Consider the following 24698-nt stretch of genomic DNA (forward strand, 5'->3'; position numbering starts at 1 on the left):
GTTCATTCAGCCGCCATGGCAGCGTCGCCGAAGAGGAGGGTGCGGGTTGCAGCCGTTACGTCTTCCTGCCGCATCAGGCTCTCACCGACAAGGAAGGTGTTGATGCCAACAGCCTGGAGCCGCCTGCAATCGGCGTTAGTGAAGATGCCGCTTTCGCCGACCAGCAGCCGGTCGTCCGGCACCATTGTCGAAAGCTCTTCGCTGACGGTGAGGCTCACCTCGAAGGTGCGCAGATTGCGGTTGTTGATGCCGATGAGCGGCGAGGAAAGCTTGAGCGCCCGCTCCATTTCGTCGGCATTATGCACCTCGACCAGCACATCCATGCCGAGCGAGTAGGCCTCATCCTGCAGCCGCTCCGCATCGTCATCGGAAAGCGAGGCCATGATCAGCAGAATGCAGTCCGCACCCCAGGCGCGGGCCTCCTGCACCTGATAGGTCTCGAACATGAAATCCTTGCGCAATGCCGGAAGCGTGCAGGATAGGCGCGCAGCCGTTAGGAATTCGGGCGCGCCCTGGAAACTCGGCGTATCGGTCAGCACCGACAGGCATGCGGCGCCACCCGCTTCATAGGCCTTGGCGAGTGCGGGCGGATCGAAATCAGGCCGAATGAGCCCCTTGGAAGGGCTCGCCTTTTTGATTTCGGCGATTAGCCCAAAGAGGCCGGCATCACGCTTGGCGACCAGCGCCTTCTGGAAGCCGCGAGGGGCCGGTTGTCCGGCCTGCATCGCTTTCAGGTCAGCAAGCGAAATCTTCGCCTTGGCGGCGGCGATTTCCTCGCGCTTGTAGGTCTCTATCTTTTTCAGGATGTCTGTCATCGCCCGATCCTAGTCGATATCGTTGGAAACGGCGATCAACTTATCGAGCGCAGCAGCCGTCGCGCCACTATCCAGCGATTGCGCGGCGAGCTTCATGCCGCTGGCGATCGTCTCCACCTTGCCGGCGATGACCAAGGAAGCAGCGGCATTCGCAAGGGCGATATCGCGATAGGCATTCTTCGCACCGCTCAGAACTTCGCGAAGTGCGGCGGCATTGGCTACGCCATCGCCACCCTTGATCGCAGAAAGCGCACAAGGCGAAACGCCGAAATCCGCGGGCGAAAGCTCGAACGTGCGTATCTTGCCGTTTTCAAGCGCCGCGACGCTTGTCTTGCCGGTGGTGGTGATCTCGTCGAGACCGTCGCCATGGACGACCCAGACACTCTCCGAGCCGAGGTCGCGCATCACTTCGGCGAGCGGCACCACCCATTGCGGCGCAAAGACGCCGAGCAGCTGGCGGCGGACGCCTGCCGGATTGGTGAGCGGCCCGAGCAGATTGAAGATCGTCCGCGTACCGAGCTCGACGCGCGACGGGCCGACATGGCGCATGGCCGAATGATGCTGCTGCGCGAACATGAAGCCGACGCCGGCCTCGTTGATGCACCGCGTGATGACTTCCGGGCCGATTTCGAGCCTGACGCCCAGTGCAGCCAGGCTGTCGGAAGACCCGGATTTCGAGCTCAGCGCCCGGTTCCCGTGCTTGGCGACCGGCACACCGGCACCGGCGACGATCAGCGCCGCCAGCGTCGAGATATTGTATGTGCCGCTGGCGTCTCCACCCGTACCGACAATGTCGATCGCATCGGCAGGCGCTTCCACGCGCAGCATCTTGGAGCGCATCGTCGTCGCGGCGCCGACGATTTCATCGACCGTCTCGCCGCGAACGCGCAACGCCATCAGGAAACCGCCGATCTGGGACGGCGTTGCCTGGCCCGACATCAGGATTTCGAAGGCCTCGCGAGCCTCCTCGCGGGTCAGCGGCTCACGGCTTGCGGCCTTTGCCAGAAGCGGCTTCAGATCGGTCATGCGCTAAAGCTCCTCCTAGCGAACGGCTGCCTGGTCGGCGAGCGACTGGTTGATCGACGCACCGTATTGCGTTTGCAAGATGTTGACCATCTGATCCAGAATATCGTCGCCGGCGGCATTGGCCATGGCTGTGACCTGTGCGTCCTGGTTGCTCAGCACGTCGCCGGTCGGTTCGGTGTTGACATTGGTGACCTTCAGCAGGATCTGCGTTGACGGATCGCCACCGACGGCGCTCGCAACAGTATCGACGGGGCCAGTGAAGGCCGCGGTTACGCCGGCGCGGCCAAGAACGGGGTCATCGGTACCGCGCGTGATGCCGCTCTTGCTTTCGACGGCAATACCGAGCGGCGTTGCGATGTCGGCAAGCGACTTGCCTTTCTGGGCTTCCTGTTTCAGTTCCTCGGCCTTTTTGGCAAGCTCGATCTTCTGCTGTTCGGCAGTCCAATCCTGCACGGCCTTGTCACGCACTTCGGCAAGCGGACGGTCGCGTTCCGGAGTAATCTCGCGCACGTCGAACCAGACATAGCCGTCATTACCGAGCGAAAGCGGGAGCGCCTGAATACCGGCTTCGGTCTTGAAAGCTTCGCCGAGCAACTGCGGCTTGGACGGGATGTCCTTGACTTCGTTGCCGTCCTTGTCGAGGCCGCTCGGATCAACAGCGTCGATCGCGACGGCTTTCAGCTTCAGCTGGTTTGCAATTTCCTCAAGAGACGATCCTGCGCCGCGCATGTCTTCGATACGATCGTGGACGTTGATGACCTCGTGAGAAGCGTTGACCAGTGCCAACTCCTTGCGGATATCCTCCTTCACCTCATCAAGGCTCTTGCTGCTCTCTGGTTTGATGTTGGTGACACGGAGGATGACCGGGCCGAAGGAGCCTTCGACCACGGGGGTGGTGCCGCCATCCTTGGCGACCGCGAAAGCGGCATCGGCGACGGACTGATCCGGCACCTTATCCTTGGTGAAGTCGCCAAGCAGCACGTCGCTTGCCGTTTTCCCCTGATCGGTCACCAGCTGGTCGAAGCTCGTGCCGCTCTTCAGCGCCGCTTCGGCTGCCGCCGCCAGATCCTTGTTGGCAAAGGTCAGCTGTTCAATCGTGCGCGTTTCCGGGGTACGGAAGCTATCCTTGCGCTTGTCGAAATCTTCGCGAATCTGATCGTCGGTGACGGTCGCGGGGTCAGCGATATCGGCGGACTCAAGTTTCAGGTAAGCAAGCTTGCGATATTCCGGAGCGCGATAGCGGCTCTTGACCCCATCGAACCATTTCGACAGCACGTCGTCAGCCGGCGCCTTGATCGGCTCGATATTCGCGTTCGTCAGCAGGAGGTAGTCAACGTCGCGACTCTCCTCACGATAGAGCTTCAAGGCGTCGACAAGCGTCTTGGGAGCGGTAAAGCCGTTCGACACTGCGTCGACAATCTGGCTGCGAACGGCAACCTTGCTGCGTTCGTTGATGTAGTCCGCTTCGCGGATACCGGCGTTGCGTAGGCGCGAGGTGAAGAGTGTGCGGTCGAACTTGCCGTTGACGGCCTTGAAGGCCGGATCGTCGCCGATCAGCTGTGCAAGACGGTCCTCGGAAAGCCCGAGGTTCATGTCAGCGGCAAGCTGGTCGAGCGAGGCGCCGGCGACGAGCTGAGCAATCACCTGCTGCTCGACTCCGAAGGCTTTGGCCTGCTCGGGCGTCAGGCGCGTGCCGAACTGCTGGCTGAGACCCGCAACCTGGCGCTGGTAGGCGAGGCGGAATTCAGTAACGTCCACCTGCTGGTCACCAACGGTGACCACAGCTGTGCTGCTGCCCCCCGAGATCAGCGAACGGGAGACACCCCAGATGCCGAAAGAAGCGACCAGGAGAAGCATCAGAAGCTTGGCGACCCACGTCTGGGCAGCTCTTCTCAGGAAGTGGAACATCGAAACGCAAACCTCGCATCATATTCAGCCCGTTCATGGGCGCATTCATTCGAGTTCCTTAGAGCAAACGCCGCCGGAAATGAAGCGTCCGCTCTCGAAAACATGGCTCTCGCTGCCGATGTCTTGCCACGGCGAATTGCTCCCAGGAAAACAGGCTGCATCGGGAACCTTTCGGCGCTCCACTTCGTTGAAGCCGCATCCGGAAAAAGAGGAGCAGACAATGGCCGAACTCAAGACCGCCTCCGCACAATCGACTGGATCGCGCGTGAAGACGGATGAAATCGCTGCGGACGATCTTTCCGCCCAGGTCACCGCCTTGCGCGAGGATCTGGCGCGTCTGTCTGAGAGTGTCGTCGCCCTGGGGCAGGGCGCAAAGACCGCAGTTGCCGACGAGGCCTCGATGTTGACCGAGCGCGTGCGCGAAAAGGTGCGCGAGGAGCCACTCTTTGCGCTGGCTGTCACCGCTGGCGTCGCCTACCTCTTTGGTCTGATGAGCCGTCGCTGATTTTGGTAGGTCCTGACCCTAAGCCGTAGTGAAGCGGCAAGAGAAAAGCCGGGAGCGTAGCTTCCGGCCTCTTCTGCTGTTGAAATCAACGCCGGATGAGGCGACCGAGGGCGATAAGGATACAAGCACCGACAAAGCCCGTGATCAGATATCCGAGCCAACCGGAGAGCGGCTGGATGGTCAACACGCCGAGAATGAAGTTGGCAACGATCGCACCGACGATGCCGAGAATGATATTCATGAAAACGCCCATGCTGCTGTGCATGAACTTTTCCGCAAGCCAACCGGCTACGCCGCCGATGATGATGGCCGCAATCCAACCTACGCCTTGGTCTTCCATGGTGATCTCCCTCCCAGAGCAACGACAAAATGAACGCAGAACCTGCAGAAAAATTCCTGGCCACGTCAGGGCTGCAGCCATCCGACCAGCATAAGCTGAAAAGCACAACCCGGATCCTGTAAGAATACAGTGTTTTTTGGGATTCTACATCCCTCGCACGGCATGCCCAAAGAGATCGACTGCCTGTCCTATGTATCTTCAGGATAAACAGAGCATTCTTCGAGAACTTATCTAGATGTTTTCAGGGGAAATTTTGTCTCAATTGAATGGTGCACACTGCAACCACGACGCCTTACTGTTTGCGTGCATTGTGCAAGACAAGGAAAACTGATAGTTGTACTGGACCGCGACACTGACTGGCTCGGCGGTTTTGCTGGGCACCTTATGCTAAGCAAACGGGGGAATGTGCAATGTCCGAGTTATCAGAAGTAGGAATCGTTCTCGTCGTCGATGCGCTGGAACTGCGGCGGGCGGGAATAACATCTCTGGTCGACCAATGGGCCCAGGCGATCGGCCTGCACACCGTCGGAATCTCGCCGGACGAGATGGCGGCGCACAGCCCGCATGGGGGGAAGGTGCGATTGGTCATCTTGAGCATTGGAGGATCGTCGCTGCGCGAGGGGGCTCTGCAAAACTGGGCGAAGAGCGCGCGCGACTTGTTTCCGGAGACGCCGCGCGCCATCCTTTCCGACAGAACGGAAGCCGAGGAGGCGATCGCGGCCGCCCAGATTGGCAAACAGGCGTTTCTCTCCACCAGCATGGAGCCGGAAATCGCGCGCCAGGCGCTGACCTTCATCCTTGGGGGCGGAACGTTCTTTCCCCGCGAGGCTCTCCTCCACCAACACGCATCGGCGGCGAGGGCGGCAAACGGTCATGCGCACGATCACAGGACGGAAACTGACGGACTGACGCGACGTCAGATCGAGGTGCTCGAGCGGCTACGGCTCGGCAGATCGAACAAGCATATAGCGCGTGACCTGGACATGCAGGAATCGACTGTCAAGGTGCATGTCCGACAAATCATGCGAAAGCTCGGAGCTTCAAACCGGACACAGGCGGCGCTGCTCAGCACAGCGGTTCCGAATACCCCGCCCGCGCAAAACGGCGCTCCTTCCGGCGCGGTGGCTCCCGCCTTGGCTGCCGGCGACCGCATTGCGGCCGAACAAAACGGCGGAGGCGCTAGTGCCGCCGGAAGCCGGCCGATTACGCTGTAACCGTTCCTCGACGCCCACTAACAGCGAACAACAGAATGCGCACCATGCGTCCATACGGATGGATGGCGCGCCCTCTGTCTGTTCGCCGATCTCTCTGCTCTGAAGTTTTACTCCAAAAAGCTTACTGCCGGTGATTTGAGCGATCATGCTTCCGATGGTGTTTCTCACTCGGGAGGATGGCTGATTGAACCGATGCCTACCCGCGGCAGCGTGTACTACCTTGGAGACAATTCACTGGGGATATCCAAGCATGCGAGCGAACACATCCGCGGGCGGCAGCTGGTCGTCACTCTTCCATCACTCTACACCTTACGACTTCTGGAGCCATAATGCGCATTGGATTGAACCTTTCAGTCACTGTGGTCCAAGGCCACGTCCGCCGGTCGCCACAACGCCGGTGACAGCCGAGGGAGGGCTCGCCGTGACTGTCGTCGGCGGGGCGGATGCAGTCGGGCTCGACTCAGTAGCCAGTGCAAACGTCAGCCTTCAACTGATGGACCGAGGACTGGCGACATTTGCGATCGGCAGCGCCAGCTTTACAGCTGCAGCACAGGGCGGCTCTGCCTATGCAACGACCTACGGAGACGTGGAGATAACCGGCGCGGATCTGTCTATCGTTTCCACGAGAACAGCAAGTGCCAGCGGCGCCAATGAAATGGCTGAAAGCACCAGTCTGAGCTTCGCGGCTGTCAATTTGAAATTTGACCTCGGCTACCAGGTAGAGATCGAAAAGGCGGCCGCGCTCGACAGCGCCAAGAATGGGACTTTGCAAGGAAATGCCGCGTTCTTCCACGTCGATGCCACTGCGGCAGGCGAGAACAGTTTCGTGGATGTTCAAGCCGACGCCGTGGTCGTGGAGGACGCGCTGTCCACTGTTACCGTCTCGGCAACCGCAGGCGTCAGCGCCGAAATCGTCTATACCCAGATCGACGGCTCGTCGCGATCGGACAAAATCAGCACTGGGTCTGGCGACGCGCTCGTCTTTGCAGGTGCCGGCGACGACAATGTTATCGCACGCGCCGGGGATGACTGGATCTTCGGCGGCCGGGGCCGCGACACAGTTTATGCAGGGGCAGGGAGCGACACCGTTGTCGGCGAAGATGGCGCGGACCGGCTGTACGGTGAAGACGGCGCGGATTGGATCTTCGGCGGCGAGGACGACGACACGATTTCTGGAGGCGGCGGAGACGACCTGCTCCTTGGGGGAGACGACGATGATACGGTGAGCGGCGGCGGAGGCAACGACATCCTATGCGGCGGTGAAGGCCGCGACTGCCTGGATGGCGGCGCCGGCGACGACATCTTCCGGCTTGGCGCCAGATCCGGCGACGACAACGACGTCTACAACGGCGGGAGCGGCAGCGATCTGTTCCTTCTCGTCGCCGAGTTCGACCGCGACGTGATTCAGAACTTCTCGATCACACAAGGTGACCGTCTGGCGATTTCCGATCTGGACGAGATTGCTGCACTGGGGAGGTGCGCCTTCACGATGGAGCGATCGTCCCGGGATGCGGATGACCTGACGATTACCTTCGATGTTTTTGACCGCCGCTCGGAATTGACGCTGGACGAGTTCTTCGCGATCAACTCCGGTTATGGCGGCATGCCGCGCCGGGGTATGTTCAGCGACGCTCAGGCGGGAACGCTGCTCGCCGCGATCTCGCTTGATGCCGATCACTCCCAGGACGTGCAGGGGGCTCAGCCGCTCCTGCAACTCGGAGACCTCTTGTCCTTGCTCGGTTAGCGACCGCACAGAGTTTCCGGCGCTCGAGAAAGCGGTCGTCCATCGCTCCAAAGACGAGGCTACTTTCGCCTGACTTTCCGACAAAAGATCTATACCGCTACCGACCATGGGACTCCTTCCAGGACCATTGGGCGATCCATCATTTGAACGTCTGATACCGATGAACGCGAGGTGTATGCTGCCTTGACGAATTGGACGAGAGGGTGGAGTTGACATGGGAACGAGCCGCACATCGACCGTAAGCGCCGGGGTTTCGACCTCGACCGGCAATCCTGGCGACGAAAACTACGCCGAAACCTCTTATGGCTCGGAGACCACGGTGTTCGTCGGCAATTTGCCTGACGGCGACGGGGGAGCGCTGGGCATCGGAGTTCAGGCCGACGCCACCGCAATCGGCACCGATACCTTGGCCCAGCTCGACGTGACCGCGAGTGTTTCCGACGGTACCTACGTCGATTCCGCTTCGGCGTCGGTAACGGCTGTTGCGGCCGCACAGTCGTCTTATGACGATGCCTATGCGGCCGCAACAGCGCTGCTGGAGGTCTATGGCGGGGCCGACCTCTATTATGGCAGCACTCACTCGACCAGTTATACCGCCAAGGATGAATCAGGATCGACGACTGTGTCGGAAGTTTCGGCAAGCGTCCATGCCATCCAGTTTTCAACCGGCGGGGATGCAGCATCCGAACAAACGGTTCCGGACTATCTTCCCCAAACGCAGTTACCGCAGGACGAACCGCCGCCATACGTCACGCCCGACTGCAACTGCGACGAACCTGACTACGGTGGCGGTTTCGGTTACGACATCGAGATCGATGGAAATCTCGCGACATTCGACATCACGGCCAATGCATTCGGCCCGGACACGCTCGCCGACGTATCTGCCGATGCGTTCGTTCTCGAGGGTCAGATTTCCACCGCTACAGCAGCGGTCTTCGTCGCCATCGGATAAGGCACTTTCAGAAGTGAATGTCTATCTAAGCCGAATGAGCGCATTCGGCGCATGTTATCTAAATATATTTAGATTTTCTTTTGGCAAATTCCTATAGGATCACAAACGTAGTAGCTCTTCTTTAGATAAAATCGATGAATTCTCGATAGTATTACAGCAAGAATACACGCTACTCCCTTAGCCTTGTACGCCGACTGCTTCTTTGCTTCTGATTGGCGCCGGACCTAATCTTTCCCTGGGTCAGAAACCTGGCCTGATCACGTTACAAGGAGAGAGACTATGACCTACTATGACCCAGGATTCGAGTTCGACAAGGACATCGACGTTGAGGTGGACTTCGATTTCGACTCCTATGTCGACGTCGACTTTTACAAGGACGTTGATATCGATGTCCGCACTGACGTCTGCGTCGACATCGACGGCAACCAAGCGGACTTTGCGATTGATGTCGAGGCCTACGGCGATGATTCCTACGCCGATCTGGAGCTGAATGTCCTCGTGACCGACGAGCTGTCGTCGATCGTCGCTGTCGGCACCGCCTCCGTCGACTGAGCAGCGTCGATCTTCTAAAGCCGCTCCGGGAAAAAGGCTATCCCAAACTCTCCGGAGTGCAAGGGGCCCTGCTTTCGTCAGGGTCCCTTTTTGCGTGCGGAGCGTCCGGGAATAACCACCGGCCAAGGGTGTACGCCTTAAGAAGGGTCCACCAACGCGTTGTGTCCGTGCGGCCAAATGCTGGCTTAGCATACTTCAAGAAGCACGCCGCATGTGTGCCGGCGCAGAGGAGGGCAGGATGGCTCGCATTTCGAATTCCCGTCGGTCGAACGTATCGTCTACCAGCACCGAATCGTCACCGGTCAATGCGCCGACCGCCAAGGACGGCCCGGTGGCGCAGGAATCCCACACGAGCGTTGCGATGATCTCGGCGTTGCTTGCGCCGCCCTCCTATACGCTCGTCCAGCTGAACAACAACGCCAACAACTATACCCATTCGGGCAATGGCAGCTTCCGGATTGAAGGTCTCGGCGGCAACGACGTCATCACGGTGGCAGCCTCGAGCACCGGGAATGATTACCTGGACGGCGGAACAGGCAACGATACGCTGAACGCGGCCGGGACCGATGATTTTCTCGACGGCGGCGCCGGCACCGACACCCTGAACGGCAATGGGGGTAACGATATCCTGCGCGGCGGAGCTGGCGCGGACATCCTCAACGGCGGGGCAGGCATCGACACCGCCGACTATTCCACCTCTGCCGCTGCTGTGACCGTCTCGCTTCCCTCCGACCCAACCCGGACATCGCGCGGTTCGGGAGGCGACGCCGCCGGCGACACGCTGAGCGGCATCGAGAACCTGACCGGCTCTGCAGGAAACGACTTCCTCAGCGGTAACCGGCTCGACAACCAACTCGTCGGAAATGCCGGAGAGGATACCCTGCGCGGCATGGACGGCAACGATCTCCTCGTGGGTGACGGCATGGTTGATGCCGACATGAATGGCGTGCCGGACGACGACAACATGGACGGCGTCCCAGACGGGGTGGATGAGGACCAGGCCGGTGCTGACGATCTCCTTGACGGCGGTTTCGGCGACGATCGCCTCTACGGCGGTGGTGGCAACGACACTCTCATTGGCGGCTTCGGGAACGATGTGCTGCATGGCGGGTATGGCGACGACATGCTCAGCGCCGGCGACGGCGACGACGTACTCGACGGCGGCGAAGGGAACGACGATCTGATCGCAAGTCTCGGCAACGATACTCTGCGCGGCGGGGGCGGCGACGATTTCCTCAATGCTTCGATCGGTAATGACAGTCTTGACGGCGGCGACGGTAACGATGATCTCCTGGCGGGCGCTGGCGACGACATTCTGAACGGCGGCGCGGGCGACGACACGCTGAACGGGGGCGGCGGCGACGGCGATCCGCTGAATGGCGGCGACATTCTGAATGGCGGTGATGGCGACGACATGCTGCTGGCAGGCTCGGAACCCGACCAGATGGATGGCGGCGCGGGAAACGATACCGTGAGCTACGCTGCCGGCGGCGCCGTCGGCATCAATCTGGGAACTGGCGCGGTCAGCGGCGCCGCGGCTGGCGACACCTTGGTAAACATCGAGAACATCGTCGCATCGGGCCAGAACGACATACTGGTCGGCGATAGCAGTGACAACACCTTCACCGGTGGCGCCGGAGCTGACCAGATCATCGGCCAGAGCGGATTCGACACCTCGGATTACTCGACGTCGGCCGGCGGCGTCACCATCAACCTGAACACGACTGTGGCTGATCCGTTGGCGGTCGGAACCGGAAATGGTGGAGATGCCGAGGGAGACACGCTTCAGCTCATCGAGCGGATTATAGGCTCGGCCTTCATCGACACGCTGAACGGCGGCGAACTCGGCGACACTTTCATGGGCGGGGGCGGTGCGGACTTCATCAATGGCGGTCTCGGGGCAGACACTGCCGAATATTCATCCTCCGCTGCCGGCGTTTCCATAACGCTGGATGAAACCGGTGCAGCGCTCGGGGCCGGCGGTGACGCCGACGGCGATGTGCTGACCTCGATCGAGAACCTGATCGGCTCGGGCGCTGACGATACGTTGATCGGCAACGCCCTGACGAACCGTATCGACGGCGGCGCGGGTAACGATTTCATACGAGGCGGCGCCAACACCGGGAACGAATTCCTCATCGGCGGCGAAGGTATCGATACGGCCGACTATTCGAATTCGGGCGCTGCCGTAATCGCCAGGCTGTCGGACAGCCAGACCAGCGGGGCGCTTTCGACCGGTGGTGACGCACAGAATGACGTCCTCGTCACAATAGAAAATATCATCGGCTCCGCGTTCGATGACCAGCTATTTGGCGCATCGGCCGCCAATCGGCTGGACGGCGGCAGCGGGAACGATGTGCTGATAGGCGGCGCGGGTGCGGACGTGCTGATTGGCGGGGCCGGGACCGACACCGCTTTCTATCAAACCTCCAGTGCAGGCGTCACCATCATACTGGATAACACCGGTGCTGCGCTCGGTGCCGGCGGCGATGCGCAAGGCGACCAGCTCAGCACGATCGAGAATCTCATCGGCTCCAATTTCGACGACCTTCTGATCTGCAATTCCGGCGTGAACCGCCTCGAGGGTGGCAGCGGAAACGATACCTTCCGAAGCGGCGCAGGCGGTTCTTCCGCGGGCGCGATCGTGGAATTCGTGGTCGGTGGCGCGGGTGTCGACACGATCGACTATTCGGCGTCCACGGCTGCCGTGGTCGCGCGCCTCTTCAGCGGCACGTCCGGCAGTCTCAGCCAGGGCGGCGAAGCCGACGGCGACTTGCTTCTGCAGATGGAAAACGTCATCGGATCGAATTTCAGCGATCAATTGCTCGGAAGCACGGCGGGCAACACGCTGGTCAGCGGTTCGGGCAATGACCAGATGCGAGGCGGCAGCGGCGCCGATATCCTTTCGGCAACGGGAACCGGCGCCAAGACGTTGTTCGGCGATGGTCTCGTTGATGGCGGCACCGCCGGTCAGGATACATTCAAGATACTCGGCGGTACGGGCAATGTGATCGTCGACTATCAGGCCGGCGAAGATCTCTTCCTGAACAGCCTCAACGCAACCGGCGGCATCGCGTTCACAGCGATCAGCATCGGAGGCGTGGCAACATGGGCCGGCCGATTTACCGGCAGCACCCACCAGACATTCGTCGCATTGGGCGCTCAAAGCGCGGTCAGCCAGGCCGATGCGGTCGCGGCGCTCAATACGCTTATTGCGAACGACCTGTTCGTCGATCAGGGCCTGATCGCCTGAGACGGGACCAATAAGGGGATTGGGGAATGGCTGCGAAAGCATCTGCCGACAGGCGTCGGCGCGGCAAGACGGACTTGGACTACGCGACAGGGCAGATCCGCTCGTCTCTCCTGGTGCTGGCGATCTTCAGCTTGGCCATCAACCTGCTGATGCTGACATCGCCGATTTACATGCTCCAGGTCTATGACCGCGTTCTCGTATCCGGCCGGGTTGAGACGCTGGTCATGCTGACGGTTCTGGCCGCGGCCGCTCTGTTCGTTCTGGGCGTGCTCGACAGTCTGCGCAGTGCGGTAATGGTCAGGATGAGCTGCTGGCTGAACGACAGGCTGGGGCCAGTATTGATCTCGAGTGGCGTTCGGGCCCGGCTGGTCGGCGACAGTGCCGGCGCACAGCCTCTGCGCGACCTTGCCCAGGTGCAGTCCTTCCTGTCCTCGCAAGGCTTGACCGCGCTTTTCGATGCGCCGTGGACGCCCGTCTGCCTCGCCCTGATTTGGCTGCTCCATCCGGCGCTGGGAATCTTTGCAACCGGCGCGGCACTGCTTCTGGCGCTGCTCGGACTGCTCAACGAACTGATGACCCGGCAAGGGTCCCATACCGCCAGCACGACCCAGATCGCGGCGTTCCAGCAGGCCGATTCGATGATCCGCAACGCCGAAGTGGTGCGCGCAATGGGAATGCTTCCCGGATTGCTCGAACGCTGGCGCAAGAGCAATGATTCCTCGCTCGAGGCAACCCGTTCCTCAGCGGAACGCGGCGCCGCGATACTCGGGATCACCAAATTCCTGCGCTTCTTCGTCCAATCAGCCACACTCGGGCTGGGCGCTTATCTCGTCCTGCAGGGGGAAGTGTCCGGCGGCACCATGATCGCGTCTTCGATCCTCCTTGGCCGGGCGCTCGCGCCGGTGGAGCTCGCGATGGGAAGCTGGCGGAGCTTCCTGGCGGCGCGAATCGCCTATGACCGCCTGAAGTCGCGCCTGCAGGCCATCCCCGCCGAGCCGCAAAGGACGCGTTTGCCCGAACCGCTCGGGAACATTTCGCTGAAGAATGTCTCCTACTCCGCGCCCGGGGCCAAGGGGCAAGTTCTGGACAATGTCAGCTTCCGCGTAACGCCGGGCGAAGCACTGGCGGTGATCGGGCCATCGGCCAGCGGCAAGAGCACACTGTGCCGGCTGATTGCCGGGATAGCCGCACCGTCCGGCGGAGAAATCAGGCTCGATGGATCCGAACTCCACCACTGGAACCCGGAACAGCTCGGCCGCCATGTCGGCTATCTGCCGCAGGACGTCGAGTTGTTCTCCGGCTCCATTCGCGACAACATCTCACGGATGGCGAGGGCGGGCGACGACGAAGTCGTTCAGGCAGCGATGCTGGCGCATGCCCATGAGATGATCCAGCGGCTTCCGCAAGGCTACGAGACGCCAATCGGTGATGCGGGCGCGCGGCTCTCCGGGGGCCAGCGACAGCGCATCGGCCTTGCCCGTGCCGTCTTCGGGAATCCGAAGATCATCATCCTGGATGAACCCAATGCGAACCTCGACCAGTCCGGCGAGACGGCGCTGGCTGCAGCGGTGAGGGCTCTAAAGGAGCGTGGCGCCGCCCTCATGATCGTCGGCCACCGCCCATCGACCCTGGCTCAGGCCGACAAGATACTGTTTTTACGCGATGGGCGCGTCGAAGTCTTCGGCACGCGCGAGGATGTCCTCGGCAAGCTTCGGCTGGCGGGCGGCGAGTCAAAGCGCCAGGAGCTGCAGCTACGCGATAGCTCGGCAGCTCCGCCACGGGCCATGGAAATAGGCGAGTGACCCCGCATGGACCGCGGGGATCGCGGCGCTCTCAATAATCTCGTATCGAAGGACTATCCCGTGACAAACAGCAGATCGAATGTCGTTGCGCTTCCGGGAAACACGATGCTGCGTCAAGAGGCTCTGCCGGAACTGACCACGGTGCGCGACGCGATCAAAGGCCCCGTTCGGCTTGGTTTTGCCGTGATTGTTGTATTCGTCCTTGGCGGTCTTGCCTGGTCCCTGCTTGTACCGATTGCGGCGGGAGCGGTTGCGCCGGGCATCATCAGCCCGGACGGCAGCCGACGGACGGTACAGCACCTGGAAGGCGGTATTATCCACGCGCTGAAAGTCAGGGATGGGGACTTCGTGCGGGCGGGAGACCCGCTTCTGATGCTCGAAAGCACTCAGGCGGCCGCGGCGAACGAACAGCTTCTGGAGCAGTCAAGAACCCTTGCAGCAACGCGGGTGCGTTTGCTGGCCGAACAGGCGGGCAGTGACGCGCTTCACTTTCCGGATGAAATGCTGGCCCGAGACGATGCCGGGCTGCGCGAGGTCATTCAGGGGCAGATATCGATCTTTGAGATGCGCCGGGCATCGCTTGCGGCCCAGCTGCAGGTTCTCGACGACCGCGAGAAACAGTTTCAGGAGCAGATTAGCGCCCTGGAAGCGCAAGTGCAGGGTGCCGACCGACAACTCGAACTCATCGCGGAGGATCTTGCGGCGAAGGAGAAGCTCCTTGGCCGGGCTCTTGTCACCAAGCCGGAAATACTGACGCTTCGCCGCTTCGAAGCCGCTCTTCAGGGTGATCGCGGCGAGTATCTCGGCGAAATCGCCGAGACGCAGCAGAAAATCGGCGAGATCGCGACCCAGCGCATCTCCCTCCGCGCCACCCGGGCGGAGGAGGTCTCGACGGAACTTGAAAAAGTTCGCGCGGAGATGGCCGGCGTATCGGAACGCCTGAGCGCAAGCCAGGATATCCTCGATCGAACGACCGTGACCGCTCCGGTCAGCGGCAAGGTCGTCAACCTGCATTTCAAGTCGATCGGCGGCGTCATTCTCCGCGGCGAGCCAATCCTCGATATCGTCCCCACGGAGGAGCGGCTGCTCATCGATGCGCGGATAGCTCCTGGCGATATTGACGTTGTAACCGTGGGGCTCACAGCGACAGTTCATCTCACCGCATTTTCCAGCAGGGGCCTGCCGCGCGTGCAAGGCGTGGTCCGAAGCGTCTCCGCCGATCGCATCGTCGACGAGAAGACAGGCCAAGCCTACTATCTCGCACGCGTCGAGGTCCCGCGCGAAGAACTCGCCGCGCTCGACAAGGGCATGGTCCTCGTTCCCGGGATGCCGGCGGAGGTCTTGATCGTGACGGCCGAGCAAACCGCCTTCGACTATATGGTTGAACCTTTCCGCGCAGCCTTTCGCAGAGGCTTCCGGGAAAGCTGAGGATGCCGGCCGGGCTGCCATTCCCGCTTCACGTCTTCGGGTTCGCTCCGGCATGGTTCTGGCGTTCGAAACCGCACAAGCACGCGCAGGATAAGGCGCGGATAAGTGCTGGCGGCATACCGGATGCGCAGTTCGACCCTGGCGGAGCCTCCGTTTGGCTTCTCGGGAGAATTCGAGCTCTGCGCCGAAAGGATGAGGCGCGCGCGTCGCATCGCCGGCTGCAGCACAGACGGCGGGAAGAAGTGTCCGCCGTTCAGGATGAAGGTCAGTGCCTTAAGTGCGAGTTCCGGAGCGATACTGGTCGGCACGAAGCCTCTTACTCCGGCCTCGAATGCTTTGGCCATCTCGACCGGATCGTCGAGATCGGAAATGACCACGACCGGCACTTTCACAGCCCGTTCGACAAGTTGCCGGAGCGAGATATCCAGACCCGCGCGGAAGACCGACGTGTTACCGATGTTCACGAGGATCATGGCCCGGTCGCGGGGCGGGTCCGCAGGGTCCTCGACGCCGGAGATCTGTCCCAGTTCGATGCTGGCGCCGAAGCCGTCGGCCCAAGGCGTCAGCAAGGACGCGACAGCGGCACGACGCAGGCGCAGGTCGTCTATGAGCAGGACGACCGACTGCCGGGCAAGTTCGTTTGTTTTTTGCATCGACGCTCCCATGTCATCCACCGCGTTGACGAAGCAATATTACGACAGCGCCGGAGAATTGTTTAGATCACCTTGTGGAATGGAAACGGCATTCACCTTTGTATAACAGTGGCTTACCGTTAGGAGGTATCCAAATATTTATAGAGAAGTCGTTCGGCTTTTGTTTCGTCGGTAGCAATAACGATGTAGTACGCAATAATCATCCGTTCGCCGTTTGCACGCTGGAAAGAAAAACGGCTGGCAGTACCGTCGAGACAGCTCAATCCGTGCGCGGCCACTATCGCTGCAAGCGGCGGTTCGGGCCGGAACGGGACAATAGGACAAGCGGTGGCCGCCGTGGCAACGTCGAAGATTGATTTCTCAGCAGCGACGGAGTGGGCGGGGCCGCTCATCGCTTATGCGGATCCTTATATTTCATTCGTGCTTGCCGCGATGATCGCCCTACTGCTGCTGATTGCCCTGTACTCGGGCCATGCTGCCAGTGTGATGGAAGCATTCGTCTTCGGCCTGCTGGGTTTGTTTGCAGCGGGCGAGGGGGAGCCTGTTTTCGTGCTGCTTTTCTTTGCAATGGCAGCTCGCGCGGCAGTCAACGGTTTCCGCCGGCGAAAGGACGAGCACTTCCAGGTGGAGATCAAGGAGGACATCGGTGACCTTCGCAAAAGGGTCGATGACTTTCTTGACGCGCTCGACCGTCGCACAAAGGACCTCGATCTCGCCCTCGCGGACGCGATCCCCAATCGTGACCCGAGCGAGGCCGAGGGGGTGGAGGAGCGCGGCGGTACGCCGACGCGGCTGCACAACGGCCCTGCAGATTCGCCCGTCTGACTTCGTTGTCGAGATGATGAGGGCTCGCCGCGGCAGGCGACCAGCGCATGTGAACGCGCTTCCCGGCTCTGAGGCTATGGGTCCTCTTTCCGTTGGTCGGCCGCTTCTGCTTCCTCAGATGAGCTCTTGTCCTTGTCACCGACGGGAACGTCTGACTTGCGCAGATGAACGCGCACGCTTCGCAGCAGGATGAACCATGCCGATGCGATCAGGCAAACTCCAATTATTGACCAGGGCAGCACCCAGAAATCCACGACGCTCTCCCCTTTGCGAGGCGGCCGCACCAAAATTGGAATGGAAAGAATGCGCTGAATCGCGCCGCCCATACAGCGCTCAATGGGAGATGCGTCTGATGAGGTAGATCGGATCCAAGTATTAATCAGTAATAAGCATATGCATCCGCCATGATCGCGCTGAGACGCCGGTTCGTAGAACCGCATTGGAAAGACTATGTTTTCTTCTGGTAGGATTAGTGTGTATTATTAGCGTCTACTAACGTGGGTCCTGACGAACAGCGCAATGACAAACCGTAAGCAGAGACGTCTACCTTGATTTAATGACATTACCGGGTGGTTCAAATCAGCATGTTCAAGAAGATCATGATAGCGCTCGGAATTACCGTCGCCGGCTTTACACTCGGCGGTCTTCTTGTGCGCATCGCCTCTTGGCCGCCTGTGCCCAGAAGGGTTCAGGCGCGAATGCCCGGCTTGCAGTCACGATTGGCGGATTGTCTCGGCGCGTTCGCCACATCGGCAGCACGAATGGCCTATTTCGCGCGGTCTTCGTGGAAGCGACACAACCAGACAAAAGCGGCCCTCACTCGCGCATTTCCAAATGAGCACTTCGTCAGCCGCGTCTATGCCAGCGAGGATGGCCGCTACGGGTATCTACCCCTACGTGCCGGGGATGACATCTGGGACGAAAGGCACAAGGATCTCCATCAGGAAACGCGTTTGACGGCCCCCAGGCTCGGCGGGCAGGCCGGGCTCTACGACTTCGTTTTTGTCGAAAGAACCAACGGAAAGGGCTTCTCAGTCCTTCCGGCGACCTCAACGGAATGTTCAGCAGATATCAAAGTCATCTTCAAATACAGCGCGATGCGGCGGCTGCTGATCTCCATTCTGGTCACGGTGCACCGCGTGTTTTCAGAAATCACAATCCCCGGGGTTGGACCCGCGCTAATCTCGTTTTGCGTGTCTTCGGTCAGCGCGATCCGGTTTGACCAGGAAGAACGGTGGAAGGATTACTGTTCAACGGCGCTCTGGCCTTACGTGGCGATGCAAACGCCGGAATTGCCTGCGCCTCCATCGGGACTTTTTATCGGAGCTCTCGAAATAACTGCCGAACGCTCGAAGAGCGCTCCGCCAATCACGTTTCGAGAAGAGATCGCATACGGCCCGAAGGAAGCGGGGACGGCCATTCTCCAAACGATGCATCTCTTTCCGTTCGGGAGCCTGAAACAAGCGACGCTTGAGGAACCGAGGTTCATCGACGACTAGGGGCTGTGGAAGGCGTCGCACCGTTAGAGCCGCATAAGTCTTCCGATCAGTTCGGGCCAGCTCCCGATCAGCACCAGGCTTCCGGCCCACTCCTTGTGAGATGTTCGATGCCACCGGGGTGGCATCGAACGAAAAGGTATCTCAGCTCACTTCTTGGTCACCCAGGCGCCTGCATCGCCATAGCGTTTGCCGGCGAATTTCTCCGGTGCCAGCATGTCGCCGAGCACCTTGAGCTCTTCAGGTGAAAGCGCGATATTCGCAGCGGCAATGTTCTGCTCGAGATGCGCGATCTTGCGTGCACCGGGAATCGGCACGATGAAATCTCCCTGGTTGAGGACCCAGGCGAGTGCGAGTTGCGCAGCCGATATGCCCTTCTCGGTCGCCATCTCCTCCAGCAGCTTCACAAGCGAAGCGTTGGCGGCCATGTTGTCTGCGCTGAAGCGGGGAAGATTCCGTCGGAAGTCGCCGGCGCCGAAATCATCCGGCTTCTGAAGTTTGCCCGTCAGGAAGCCACGACCGAGCGGACTGAATGGCACGAAGCCGATGCCGAGCTCACGGCAGGTGTCGAGTATTTCGCCTTCCGGATCTCGGGTCCAGAGCGAGTACTCGCTTTGGAGAGCCGAAATCGGGTGGACAGTATGCGCCCGGCGGATCATCTCGGCTCCCGCCTCGGAAAGGCCAAGGGCGCGCACCTTGCCTTCCTTCACCAGATCCGCCATAGCGCCGACAGTGTCTTCGATCGGTACCTGCGGATCGACGCGGTGCTGGTAGAAAAGGTCAATCACCTCGACCCCGAGCCGCTTCAGCGATGCCTCGGCCACTTCGCGGACGTGTTCCGGCCGGCTGTCGACGCCGGACATGGCATCCACGCCCTCCTTGCTGGCGTCGATCCGGAAGCCGAACTTCGTGGCGATCACGACTTTGTCCCGATAGGGCTTCAACGCCTTGCCGACGAGGATTTCGTTTTCGAAGGGGCCATAGACCTCAGCCGTGTCGAAGAAGGTGACACCGCATTCGACGGCACGATGAAGCGTGCGGACCGACTCCTTCTCGTCCTGCCCACCGTAGGCGTGGCTCATGCCCATGCAGCCGAGCCCGACCGCCGAAACGGTGAGATGAGGGCCGAGTTTACGTGTCTTCATCGCGGTGCTGGCATTGCGGCCGCTTTCGTTACCTTCAGCGAGCGTTGGCCCGGCGTGCTCCAGCCGGCTTTCGTCGGCGTTCTGGTGGTGCTGCGTCATAGTCCTTCATCCTTGTCGTTGTGCCGGCATAGCCGGCGATCTTGTTGTCGAGGACGAGAAGGCAATCCGACAATTCGGCAAGGCGGGTCCGCACGCGTTCGCGATGCTGTTCCAGCAGTATCCGTCGCTCCGCTTCCGTGCCGACGCCGCGCTCCCGCAAGGCTGCATAGCGCAACATCTCCCGGATCGGCATCCCGGTCTCCTTCAGACGCCCGAGAAATTCGATCCAGTTCAGGATTGATGCATCGTAGTCACGCAGCCCCGATTGGTCCCTGTCCGCAAAAGGAAGCAGCCCGATCCGCTCATAGTAGCGGATGGTATGGGCCGTTAACCCCGAGCGCTTCGCCAGTTCACCAATCTTCATGGATGTCTTCTTTCGCCACGACGCTTCCAAGGCTAGGGGTTAGAGCGCACTCTAAGTCAAGGGGCAAAATGGTATTGCTGTTCTTCTGGCAGAAGCGACGGCTGCAAGTGCGGCATTGGGCCGGATCGCGAGCCTTGTTTTATTCGGCACTAAGGTCGGGAAGCGAAGCCGTATCCGCGCTCAAAGCAGGTTTCGCGGACCTCATGCGGCCAATGGCGTTGATTGGAGCCTCCCGTTACCGGTCCTCGACCCTGCAAACGAATTCGCACGTTCTCTCGCCAAGGTGCTGGTGGACGAAGGCAGGGATGCAGGAGCAAACCGCCCAACTGCTTCGCGCCATCGGAGGCGTAGGCAACCGCATTGACGGGCTAACTAAACGGCTCGATCGCTTTTACGAGAACCAGCTGCGCCGCACGCGCTCTTAACTAACGACCGCCCCTTCAGCTAGCTGCCTGAGGTGCGCTTTTTGCTCCGGTATTTAAACGGGTTTCTAGCCGCTTCTTCTCTTGCGAGGGCTACTAAATCGAAAATTTGAGCCCTGCTTAAATGCGGATATGCTGTTCTAACTTGCCTTACGAGATCCCTAAACTCTCGCTCTGACATTCTTGCACTGGGATCAAACAGCTTGTCTTTGAGATAGTTGGAAACTGGTTTGCATAAATAGAGGCCCGCAACGGTGCCCATGGCCCCAAGGGCTACTACGCCCAGGGGATTCATAGATTTGCGACCAACTTGCAATCCGACACTGGCCGCGCCGGCGACGCAAAGCGCGTAAGCCATGTGACTCCTGAAGTTTTCAGGAAAGAAGTCGAAATCATCAAGCGACATCATCCTAGCTCCCTGAAAACGGAGGAAGAATGAGTAGGCCATGTTCGCGGTGTAGCATCAACTCGTCAATTAGAGCTAACGCGCTACCGCCCCATCATCGTGGAGAGGCGGTCTGGTGCGGCGGGTGGTAGCCGCCAGCGACGAAGCGCCTTCAAGGAGGGGTTGCAAGGCCTGCTTCGCCTGGGAGTGGTCTGGTGCATCCCTTTGAAGGCCACCCGGTAGACTGTAGTGCACGGCTCGCCTCGAGCGAAGCGAGCTTGCGCCGCATTAGGTTCGCCTAGATCCCTTGCGGCGTCGAATCGGTCTTGTGTCCAGCACGACCGACTCCAGTGGTCAGATTGCTCGAAAATCCTTCGCGGCAAGGCTTACGATCGACCACACTTTCAGGTGAGGGTGTTGAACAGCGCCGCTACACTGCCGATGCCTTGAGACGCATCGCCCCTGTCATCACGGGGCGATAACGCAATTCTATTCATCGAAGCGGGGATCCTTCAACCGCGCCCTATCGATAGCAAACGCGGGTCGAGCGCGTGACCCATCTATCCTGGCGTTCGCTATAATATCGTTCCTTCTTTGTGTGGCAGGATGCATTCTGCGGCCGGTAACGGTCGCGATAATAGCGGTGATGGTAACGCGGGTAGCCGTGATAGCCGGGACCGACATAGACCCCGCTTGGTCCAACCCGGAAAACGGTATCGGCGAGCGTTGGAGCTGCGGTACCCGTCAATCCGGTAAGCGCGACAACGGCTGCGATTAAGAGCTTTCTCATGTTCATCTCCATCCAAGTATCCGATTTGTCAAACACGTACTGTCGCGGTGACAATCAGAAGCTTTCACTGTTTTTTCCTCACGTTGTAGTTGGAGGATCAACGAGGGAGATGAGGAAACGGTTCCGTGCTTGGACTTCAGTCCGAAGGCGGTGGGACGAACGTCTCGCAGCGACAATAGTTATTGCGGCAGCGCGCGGAAACGTGGAACGAAGTGGGATTTGCAAATGTTAGGCTGAAGCGAGCACTCAATTCGGGCCGGCCGATGAGAATATTGTTGAGGCTGATAATCGCAGCGATGATCGCCTCCGTCCTGGGTATCCTCGTCGTGAAACCATTCGATCGAGGGAACGGCAAGAGCGACACGCCTCCGGCGATAATCCAGCAGCCCGAACCGAAGTAGGCTTTTGCCAGGCGCCATGATACCGAGAAGGGGCCGCCACGGCAGAAATGGACGCTTTGCCGGTTGGACCTAGTCGGGAAGAAGGGACGGCACTACCCACTCGATCCGCTGCTTCAATAGAATGCGTACAGCCGGCGATTGCCGCTTGTGCCCGGACCTGGTTCACGCAAGGTTCCTCCAGGAGACACGTGCTCTTACCGCCGGACAACGGTCATGGTAAGTTCCTCCGGCAGTGTTAACAGGGCCAAATGAACGCACCTAGCTAGCCGCCTGGTTCGCTATAGGGTTGCGAAGGCCCGATCACCTAGGGGAGAAGTCTCGTGTTCAGACCCACTGTTGCTGCAATATGTGTTGCATTGGTAGCCGGGACCGGCTTCGCCGCTGACAAACCGCATAACGCCAAGGTCACCACGGTTTTCGACCACAAGCTTCCGAACGTTCCCGGGAAGAGCATGCGGGGCGTCCTGGTTGAATACGGTCCCGGTGGATCTAATCCCTCGCACACACATGCCAAGAGCGCTTTCATCTATGCAACGGTGATAGAGGGCCGCATCAAGTGCCAGATCAATGATGGCGAGCTGAAGGTCTACAATACCGGCGAAAACTGGATTGAGTCCCCTGGCGACCACCACCTCGTCAGTGCAAATGCCAGTGAGACGGAAAATGCAAAGATCCTTGCGGTCTTCGTAGTAGATACAGAAGAAACGGAACTAACTATCCCCGACAAATGATGGACTCAGTAAAGAAGGATGATCAGCCTGGCGCTGAGCGGACTTCTGGCGCCTGACATGGACTCTTCAAGCACTCTCTGATGACGGACCGAGGGCATGACAATGGCCCTCGGAGGACTGCAGAAAGCTGCCGCACGCCGCTGGGTAATCTCAGATCAGTGTCGGTGTCGATCTCTTCGATGATATCGGGGCTGTCGTTCTTCGGTGATCCGACTTTTCTGTCGATCGGCCACATCATCATCAGTTCAGACAGGAACGGCTTCATCAGGTCGTTTGGATCCGGCTCTGGAGAGAGCCAGCGATGATGGTCTTCGGGATGCAGAATGACCGGCATGCGGTCGTGGATCGCAGCCATCATCTCGTTCGCCGCACAGGTGACGATGGCGAAGGTGCGGATTTCAATGCCGGCCTGATCTCGGAAAATTTCCCAGACGCCGGCAAGGGCAAAGGGCTCTCCCGACTTCATGGCAATGGCCATAGGGCTGCTTGTTCTTGCCCGTTCCGAAAGGCACGGATGGAGGATGGCGAAGGCGCCGAGAGTGGGAGCCCTTGGACCTTGGTCCACTACACAGTCACGCTGATTAGCCTAGCTGTTGAGTGACGAGGAAGCGGTTTGGTCTGGGGTAATGCTCCTCGTAGCCCTTCTCCAGGGCAAAAGGAGGCCACGGCTTAACCCATCGTCCCGGTCGTGGTCTCCATCGTGCACACCGCGCCTAATTGCCCGGAACCGACAGACGCGGGGATATTTGAAAATCGAACACGCTAGCTCATCGGCGGTCGCTTTGGTTCAAGACTGAAAAACGACGTAAGAACCGTGACTGATACGGTCGTTGTTATGCTGGTGAACGTCGTAATCAAATCTGGCGGGACATCCCTGACACAAATGCGAACCCTGAAATGTGGCGGGCAATCAACGTCTTGAGAGCGGCACTGGCCAAGCAGGGTGTTGCGCGAACCCGAACTCATCAGATTGTGTGTATATGGGCGGACTCTCCCTCCCGAAGATTACTCGGAGATTGGGAATTGGCCTTACATCAGTCCACCGGATTTTGAATGCAGCGAAGCTCCCGCGGCGGCCTCAATCCGAGGCGCAACGGATGTCAACTCCTGGGATCGGGCATCGCATCTCTCAAGCCGTGCGAGATTTCAGCGGAGAAAGTGCGGGACCTCGGGCTTTCACGATCAGCGAGGCGATGCCCCCGAGCCACGGTCCGCCGACTCCGTCGGCAGCTCGCCTATGATCTTACCTGGCCGGTCACAGTGGAAGTGTTGCGCATTGTCCCACGGCCATCATAACCAGCGGCTATCGACTTCATGGCGTGACGTCATTTCCCACTCGCCGCGCAGAATCCCATGCTGATGGGCGTGAGTGGCAACCTTTCGCCGCCACTGCGACACTCGAACAAGGGTTCACAATCAGGAGGCTACAAATGCCAGTCCAGAAGCCGATTCTAACGCCGCCCCACGGCGGAGAGATGGTGACCTCGAGCGGCGACTCGAGCATCGAGATGAAAGTGGAGAGCAGCGAGTCCGGAGGCGAATATGGCGCTGTCCTGTGGACGGTGCGAGCTGGGGAGGAGCCTCCGATGCACACCCACTCGCGCGAGGACGAGCTAGTCTACGTGGTTGAGGGGCAGCTAGTCGCGCGGGTCGGCGATGCCCGCGTCGAGGTGGGGCCGGGCGCCTACGCGGCGCTTCCCCGTGGTGTGCCGCATACGATCGAGGTGGTCGGCGACCAGGCGACCCTGCTGGTCACCTTCGTGCCGGGTGGGCTGGAGCGCTTCTTGGTGCCCCGGAAAGGCGAGCAGCCCGATCCGGCCGCTTTCGGCCTGACGCTCCCCTAGGGCC

24 protein-coding genes and 1 pseudogene are annotated in these 24698 nt (G+C 60.1%); 13 read left to right on the top strand and 12 right to left on the bottom strand.

Annotated elements, in window-relative coordinates; genetic code table 11:
- Window positions 1-2: 2 nt before the first annotated feature.
- Genes trpC through HGP14_RS18215 form a run of 3 tightly spaced genes read right to left on the bottom strand, consistent with a single transcriptional unit; the run spans window position 3 to window position 3749 of the window.
- The gene (gene trpC, locus HGP14_RS18205) at window positions 3-815 is read right to left on the bottom strand and encodes an indole-3-glycerol phosphate synthase TrpC (RefSeq protein ID WP_168831252.1); all 813 of its coding nucleotides are present in this window, start codon (window positions 813-815) and stop codon (window positions 3-5) included.
- 9 nt (window positions 816-824) lie between these two features.
- The gene (gene trpD / locus HGP14_RS18210) at window positions 825-1841 is read right to left on the bottom strand and encodes an anthranilate phosphoribosyltransferase (RefSeq protein ID WP_168831253.1); all 1017 of its coding nucleotides are present in this window, start codon (window positions 1839-1841) and stop codon (window positions 825-827) included.
- 15 nt (window positions 1842-1856) lie between these two features.
- Window positions 1857-3749: a peptidylprolyl isomerase gene (locus tag HGP14_RS18215; protein ID WP_168831254.1), complete on the bottom strand. Its 1893-nt coding sequence runs from the start codon at window positions 3747-3749 to the stop codon at window positions 1857-1859.
- A 220-nt stretch (window positions 3750-3969) separates the two neighbouring features.
- On the opposite strand from HGP14_RS18215, the gene HGP14_RS18220 reads away from it, so the two are divergent.
- On the top strand, window positions 3970-4254 hold the full coding sequence (locus tag HGP14_RS18220) for a hypothetical protein (RefSeq protein WP_168831255.1): 285 nt from the start codon (window positions 3970-3972) through the stop codon (window positions 4252-4254).
- 85 nt (window positions 4255-4339) lie between these two features.
- Here the strand turns inward: HGP14_RS18220 and HGP14_RS18225 are convergent, their stop codons facing one another.
- The gene (locus tag HGP14_RS18225) at window positions 4340-4594 is read right to left on the bottom strand and encodes a GlsB/YeaQ/YmgE family stress response membrane protein (RefSeq protein ID WP_168831256.1); all 255 of its coding nucleotides are present in this window, start codon (window positions 4592-4594) and stop codon (window positions 4340-4342) included.
- Window positions 4595-5004: 410 nt separating this feature from the next.
- On the opposite strand from HGP14_RS18225, the gene HGP14_RS18230 reads away from it, so the two are divergent.
- The 7 genes from HGP14_RS18230 (at window position 5005) to HGP14_RS18260 (ending at window position 15539) form a co-directional block, all read left to right on the top strand.
- Entirely contained in the window at window positions 5005-5808 is an 804-nt protein-coding gene (locus HGP14_RS18230) for a response regulator transcription factor (RefSeq protein WP_168831257.1), read from the top strand.
- A gap of 421 nt (window positions 5809-6229) precedes the next feature.
- Window positions 6230-7552 (top strand): calcium-binding protein, encoded by a 1323-nt coding sequence (locus HGP14_RS18235; protein WP_168831258.1) that lies wholly within the window; start codon window positions 6230-6232, stop codon window positions 7550-7552.
- Window positions 7553-7766: 214 nt separating this feature from the next.
- A complete protein-coding gene (locus HGP14_RS18240) occupies window positions 7767-8504 on the top strand; it encodes a hypothetical protein (RefSeq protein WP_168831259.1) in 738 nt (245 codons plus the stop codon).
- Between the two features lie 279 nt (window positions 8505-8783).
- Complete coding sequence (locus HGP14_RS18245; protein WP_168831260.1) at window positions 8784-9056, top strand: hypothetical protein; 273 nt, start codon at window positions 8784-8786, stop codon at window positions 9054-9056.
- A gap of 238 nt (window positions 9057-9294) precedes the next feature.
- On the top strand, window positions 9295-12309 hold the full coding sequence (locus HGP14_RS18250; protein WP_168831261.1) for a calcium-binding protein: 3015 nt from the start codon (window positions 9295-9297) through the stop codon (window positions 12307-12309).
- Window positions 12310-12335: 26 nt separating this feature from the next.
- Window positions 12336-14111, top strand: a complete 1776-nt coding sequence (locus HGP14_RS18255; RefSeq protein WP_168831262.1) for a type I secretion system permease/ATPase — start codon at window positions 12336-12338, stop codon at window positions 14109-14111.
- Window positions 14112-14171: 60 nt separating this feature from the next.
- Window positions 14172-15539: an HlyD family type I secretion periplasmic adaptor subunit gene (locus tag HGP14_RS18260; protein WP_312862147.1), complete on the top strand. Its 1368-nt coding sequence runs from the start codon at window positions 14172-14174 to the stop codon at window positions 15537-15539.
- On the opposite strand, the gene HGP14_RS18265 is transcribed toward HGP14_RS18260, so the two are convergent.
- Together HGP14_RS18265 and HGP14_RS18270 are read right to left on the bottom strand one after the other, a co-directional pair.
- Window positions 15485-16192 (bottom strand): response regulator transcription factor, encoded by a 708-nt coding sequence (locus HGP14_RS18265; RefSeq protein ID WP_168831263.1) that lies wholly within the window; start codon window positions 16190-16192, stop codon window positions 15485-15487. The genes HGP14_RS18260 and HGP14_RS18265 overlap by 55 nt on opposite strands.
- 119 nt (window positions 16193-16311) lie before the next feature.
- Complete coding sequence (locus HGP14_RS18270) at window positions 16312-16584, bottom strand: hypothetical protein (RefSeq protein ID WP_168831264.1); 273 nt, start codon at window positions 16582-16584, stop codon at window positions 16312-16314.
- A gap of 28 nt (window positions 16585-16612) precedes the next feature.
- Between HGP14_RS18270 and HGP14_RS18275 the strand changes: the two genes are divergently transcribed.
- Complete coding sequence (locus tag HGP14_RS18275; RefSeq protein WP_168831265.1) at window positions 16613-17017, top strand: hypothetical protein; 405 nt, start codon at window positions 16613-16615, stop codon at window positions 17015-17017.
- Window positions 17018-17091: 74 nt separating this feature from the next.
- Here HGP14_RS18275 and HGP14_RS18280 read toward each other — a convergent pair whose 3' ends face one another.
- Window positions 17092-17343 (bottom strand): hypothetical protein, encoded by a 252-nt coding sequence (locus HGP14_RS18280; RefSeq protein WP_168831266.1) that lies wholly within the window; start codon window positions 17341-17343, stop codon window positions 17092-17094.
- A gap of 258 nt (window positions 17344-17601) precedes the next feature.
- On the opposite strand from HGP14_RS18280, the gene HGP14_RS18285 reads away from it, so the two are divergent.
- Window positions 17602-18516 carry a hypothetical protein gene (locus tag HGP14_RS18285; RefSeq protein ID WP_168831267.1) on the top strand — a complete coding sequence of 305 codons (915 nt, stop codon included), beginning with the start codon at window positions 17602-17604 and terminating at the stop codon, window positions 18514-18516.
- A 146-nt stretch (window positions 18517-18662) separates the two neighbouring features.
- Here HGP14_RS18285 and HGP14_RS18290 read toward each other — a convergent pair whose 3' ends face one another.
- The 4 genes from HGP14_RS18290 to HGP14_RS18305 form a co-directional block, all read right to left on the bottom strand.
- Window positions 18663-19658, bottom strand: a complete 996-nt coding sequence (locus HGP14_RS18290) for an aldo/keto reductase (protein WP_168831312.1) — start codon at window positions 19656-19658, stop codon at window positions 18663-18665.
- Window positions 19659-19692: 34 nt separating this feature from the next.
- Window positions 19693-20121, bottom strand: a complete 429-nt coding sequence (locus HGP14_RS18295) for a MerR family transcriptional regulator (protein ID WP_168831268.1) — start codon at window positions 20119-20121, stop codon at window positions 19693-19695.
- A 444-nt stretch (window positions 20122-20565) separates the two neighbouring features.
- Complete coding sequence (locus HGP14_RS18300) at window positions 20566-20949, bottom strand: hypothetical protein (RefSeq protein WP_168831269.1); 384 nt, start codon at window positions 20947-20949, stop codon at window positions 20566-20568.
- Between the two features lie 502 nt (window positions 20950-21451).
- Window positions 21452-21718, bottom strand: a complete 267-nt coding sequence (locus HGP14_RS18305; protein WP_168831270.1) for a hypothetical protein — start codon at window positions 21716-21718, stop codon at window positions 21452-21454.
- 275 nt (window positions 21719-21993) lie between these two features.
- Between HGP14_RS18305 and HGP14_RS36240 the strand changes: the two genes are divergently transcribed.
- Both HGP14_RS36240 and HGP14_RS18310 read left to right on the top strand, forming a co-directional pair.
- Window positions 21994-22119, top strand: a complete 126-nt coding sequence (locus HGP14_RS36240) for a hypothetical protein (RefSeq protein ID WP_281408101.1) — start codon at window positions 21994-21996, stop codon at window positions 22117-22119.
- Window positions 22120-22439: 320 nt separating this feature from the next.
- Window positions 22440-22850, top strand: a complete 411-nt coding sequence (locus tag HGP14_RS18310; protein ID WP_312862148.1) for a cupin domain-containing protein — start codon at window positions 22440-22442, stop codon at window positions 22848-22850.
- Between the two features lie 154 nt (window positions 22851-23004).
- Here HGP14_RS18310 and HGP14_RS18315 read toward each other — a convergent pair.
- A pseudogene (locus HGP14_RS18315) lies at window positions 23005-23356 on the bottom strand (SOS response-associated peptidase); the annotation flags it as partial.
- 924 nt (window positions 23357-24280) lie between these two features.
- Between HGP14_RS18315 and HGP14_RS18320 the strand changes: the two are divergent.
- Window positions 24281-24694 carry a cupin domain-containing protein gene (locus HGP14_RS18320; protein WP_168831271.1) on the top strand — a complete coding sequence of 138 codons (414 nt, stop codon included), beginning with the start codon at window positions 24281-24283 and terminating at the stop codon, window positions 24692-24694.
- The last annotated feature ends 4 nt before the right edge of the window (window positions 24695-24698 follow it).

The sequence above is a fragment of the Rhizobium sp. P32RR-XVIII genome, assembly GCF_012641395.1.
Taxonomy (GTDB): domain Bacteria; phylum Pseudomonadota; class Alphaproteobacteria; order Rhizobiales; family Rhizobiaceae; genus Rhizobium.